Here is a 3,293-nt window from a genome sequence, read left to right as displayed (position 1 = left end):
ATATCTATGAAAAATCTTCTAAATAAAAATCGGGTCTACTCAGTAGTATGAGTAGACCCGATTTAAAGTTGTGTTTTTTACTTATCTCTATATTTTTTATTATATTCAGCCAAATATATCAAAGAAAAAATCAAAAGAAAAACTGGTATAACAAATAAATATAAATTAAATTCTCCAGTATAAACCCAATATATAATACCAATATCAGCTAAAAGAAATGCTATCGCAAAGGTAAAAGAAAAATCAAAGAATTTCATATACTTCCTCCTTATTTAAATTATAATAAAAATCAAATGACATAATTTTATTAAATAGTCTTATTTTGAATTTTAAGGGCTATTTTAGCCTTTTTAATATTTAAACCCTCTTTAAGTATTAACAAGACTAAAAAATGCATTTACAGGGCAAATGAGAAGCAAATAAGAGTACATTTAATATACAATTAACTCGTAATAAACATGTAACCTTTTTTGTACCTTAAATGTATCCTTTACTGTTTTTTTATCTTAGCTTGTAGAAATCCAACTCGTTCAACAATTTTAAAATCAACCTAATATCGTTGTAACTTACCAGTATTATGTTTAATACTGCCCATCTACATGCAAATTAATTTGCACACATTTTTTTATAGTTCCCACAGGGGCAGGCGACCATATATTTAACAATAAAAAAAGTGTCAGTCTAAGACCAACACTTTATGTTTCTTCTTCAATTTCATCAATCATTTGATGATTTAATTCTCTTTTTTCTTGTTCTGTTAAATCATGCAGTTCACTCGCTAAATATTCTTTTTGTTTCCAAATATAAAAAATTTGATAGATATATTCAGTTGGATCAATCTCTTTTAAATAATCTAAATCGCCATTTTTTAATAACTTTCTCGCCTCTTTAAATAATCCTGAATACACCAATACCTGCTTACCTTTTAAAGAACGATAATACGCGTCGAATACTTTTTGATTACTTAAATAATCACTATCTTTACCCGAATATTTAGCCATTTCATAAAGTTCTTTGTCATTATTAGCCTTAACTTTCTCAACATGAACTTGTGTAATTTCTGGCATTCCCGTCACATCTCGCCATAAATTTAACCATTCTTTCTGACTAATATAATAATTTTTATCTGTAAAATAAGATTTGTTAACTGCAATTAAAACGTGAAAATGGGGATTATAATCGTCCCGCTCTTTGTTGTATGTAATCTCTAATTTCCTTACATAACCCTTAACAACTTTCTTGAATTTCGTTCTATTACTCAATCTTCTAAAAGATTGATTATAATGCTTAATTTCATCTTCTAATCCATTTTTAGATACATTAGGTGTGGTTAACGTTAAAAATATAAATTCTTTTTTATGTTCTTTTTGTACATACTGCATCATTAAAGATAAACCCAACGCATCTTTTCTCGCTTTACGCCAAGCACAAACCGGACAAAATCGATTTTTACACGAATTAGCCTTATATAACTTATTTTTTTCTAACGACTTATCTGTCACGAAAGACAAAAAGGTATTACATTCCCGTACCAATGTCATTTGATTTTCTCCTACATGTCGCTCTATAAATTTCTGAAATACTTGATTTCTAAGTTTCTTCTCAGTATACTTATCCATGTTATTAATATTAAAAACAACCTAGTTTCTCACAAACTATGATAATAAAAAAAGTTGCTTTTTCCCCTTTCTTGTAAAGTTTTTGATTAGACACCTAAAACATTACATCACTAGGTAAGGAAAAGCAACTTTTTTTGTGTTTAAATCCAGATATACCAATGCTTTAAGGGTAACTATCATACTCTGTAATAGTTACCCTTATTATCAAGATAAGAAAAAAAACATTTCAATCCCAAAAACACAATAAAGAAACACACCTAAAACTAGAATATTTTTTTATTTCTAAAGTTATACTTAAATACCACTTGTTTTATGTGTAATTGAATAATTAACTGTTTTTCCTTTATGTGATTTAATTTTAATTGTTGTTTTTACAGAAGGATATTTTCTCATAAGTTCTTTCCCAGGAAGACCAGCAGTATATTTAAAATTAGTTATGCCTGATGCAGTTTTAGTATTATTCCCTAATTTTTTAGATTTTAATTTTGTTACTGTAGCAGGATAAAATGAACTAGATCCTTGCGATGAAACACTAGTAATTTGTACTTTTGTCTTATATACCTTATAACGAGTTGTATTTTTCAATTTGGCAACAGGATGTGGTCCATATACTGTATATGTATAACGACTTACATGCGCTTTACCACTAGTACTCTTTTTAGCAGCACGAAGTGATATCCCTCCAGTATTTTCACTTATATCTTCACTATCGCTACTTTCAGCTACTACAAGCGAACCATCACTTAATTGATTAACAGTTTTATCATTTTTACCTAATTCTTGACTAGAAGCTATCTGATTAGCTTCGTTTAAATTCGCCTCTAAATTTTTTTCTATTAAATTATTAATATCTTTCTCAGAATACTTTTTCATAAATTCTTGATAAACTTCCACTTCTTCTGGACTATTTACATTCCCTTTTTCAATTTCTTGTTTTACTAAAGTCATAGTTTTTATGTAATCTTGTTGAATATCCTTGCTTTCTACTGCCTTAACTTCTGAATCATGAGGTAAAATAATAGTAATTATTAAAGCTAAAACAATTATTGAAAATAATATTTTTTTCATGTTCTTCCTCCTATATTTTTTTTACAAATCAATATTATCAATTTTTTCCATTAAAATGTATAATATTTATAATATTCATTTTAAAAATTATTTTGGAGGTAAAGTATGCTTAACTTAATATTAGGAACATTTTCAACCGGAACTACTATAATCACTATACTTAATGTTCTATTAGTTATCTTAATTATTTATATTATAAAATTAATCACAAATCATTTTTCTAAAATTAAACAAATAGAAAAAGAAGTAAATGAATTAAAAAATAAAAATCAAGAAAACATTCAAACTGAAAATAAAACAAATAGAACTTGAATTTATTCCAATTTCCTTTTTGAATAGAAACTTTGAACCCTAAAAACCCAAAGCGTGTCAATCGTTCGGTTTAATAGCTTACGCTATCCGAACGCTTGCGCTTTAAGTTTATTTTAGGGTTCTTTTCTTTTTCAAAAAGTTTTCTCGGCATAAAAGTCTCCTGAATTTTATATATTCCATTTTTAAAAATCTATGAGTGTCGCAAGCGCCACCTAGTGAATAATAAAAAATGGAGGGATTACATGAATATAACTATTTTTCTTTATTCAGTTCTAGCAAGTTTAATCGCAAATT

General features: G+C 27.2%; 4 protein-coding genes. 1 reads left to right on the top strand and 3 read right to left on the bottom strand.

The window, feature by feature from the left end; translation table 11 throughout:
- Positions 1-77 precede the first annotated feature (77 nt).
- The 3 genes from ACJTHF_RS13945 to ACJTHF_RS13935 all read right to left on the bottom strand — a co-directional run bounded on the left by ACJTHF_RS13945 (position 78) and on the right by ACJTHF_RS13935 (position 2,687).
- Positions 78-257 (bottom strand): hypothetical protein, encoded by a 180-nt coding sequence (locus ACJTHF_RS13945; protein WP_058590897.1) that lies wholly within the window; start codon positions 255-257, stop codon positions 78-80.
- A gap of 438 nt (positions 258-695) precedes the next feature.
- Complete coding sequence (locus ACJTHF_RS13940) at positions 696-1,619, bottom strand: protein rep (RefSeq protein ID WP_232157392.1); 924 nt, start codon at positions 1,617-1,619, stop codon at positions 696-698.
- A gap of 294 nt (positions 1,620-1,913) precedes the next feature.
- Positions 1,914-2,687 carry a hypothetical protein gene (locus ACJTHF_RS13935; protein ID WP_232166061.1) on the bottom strand — a complete coding sequence of 258 codons (774 nt, stop codon included), beginning with the start codon at positions 2,685-2,687 and terminating at the stop codon, positions 1,914-1,916.
- 105 nt (positions 2,688-2,792) lie between these two features.
- Here ACJTHF_RS13935 and ACJTHF_RS13930 point away from each other — a divergent pair, with 105 nt between their 5' ends.
- Entirely contained in the window at positions 2,793-2,999 is a 207-nt protein-coding gene (locus tag ACJTHF_RS13930) for a hypothetical protein (protein WP_107610494.1), read from the top strand.
- Positions 3,000-3,293: the final 294 nt, after the last annotated feature.

Origin of the sequence: Mammaliicoccus sp. RAM2, assembly GCF_045897195.1 — a bacterium.
Classification (GTDB): Bacteria; Bacillota; Bacilli; order Staphylococcales; family Staphylococcaceae; genus Mammaliicoccus; species Mammaliicoccus sciuri.
This window is presented reverse-complemented; position numbering and strand designations above follow the sequence as displayed.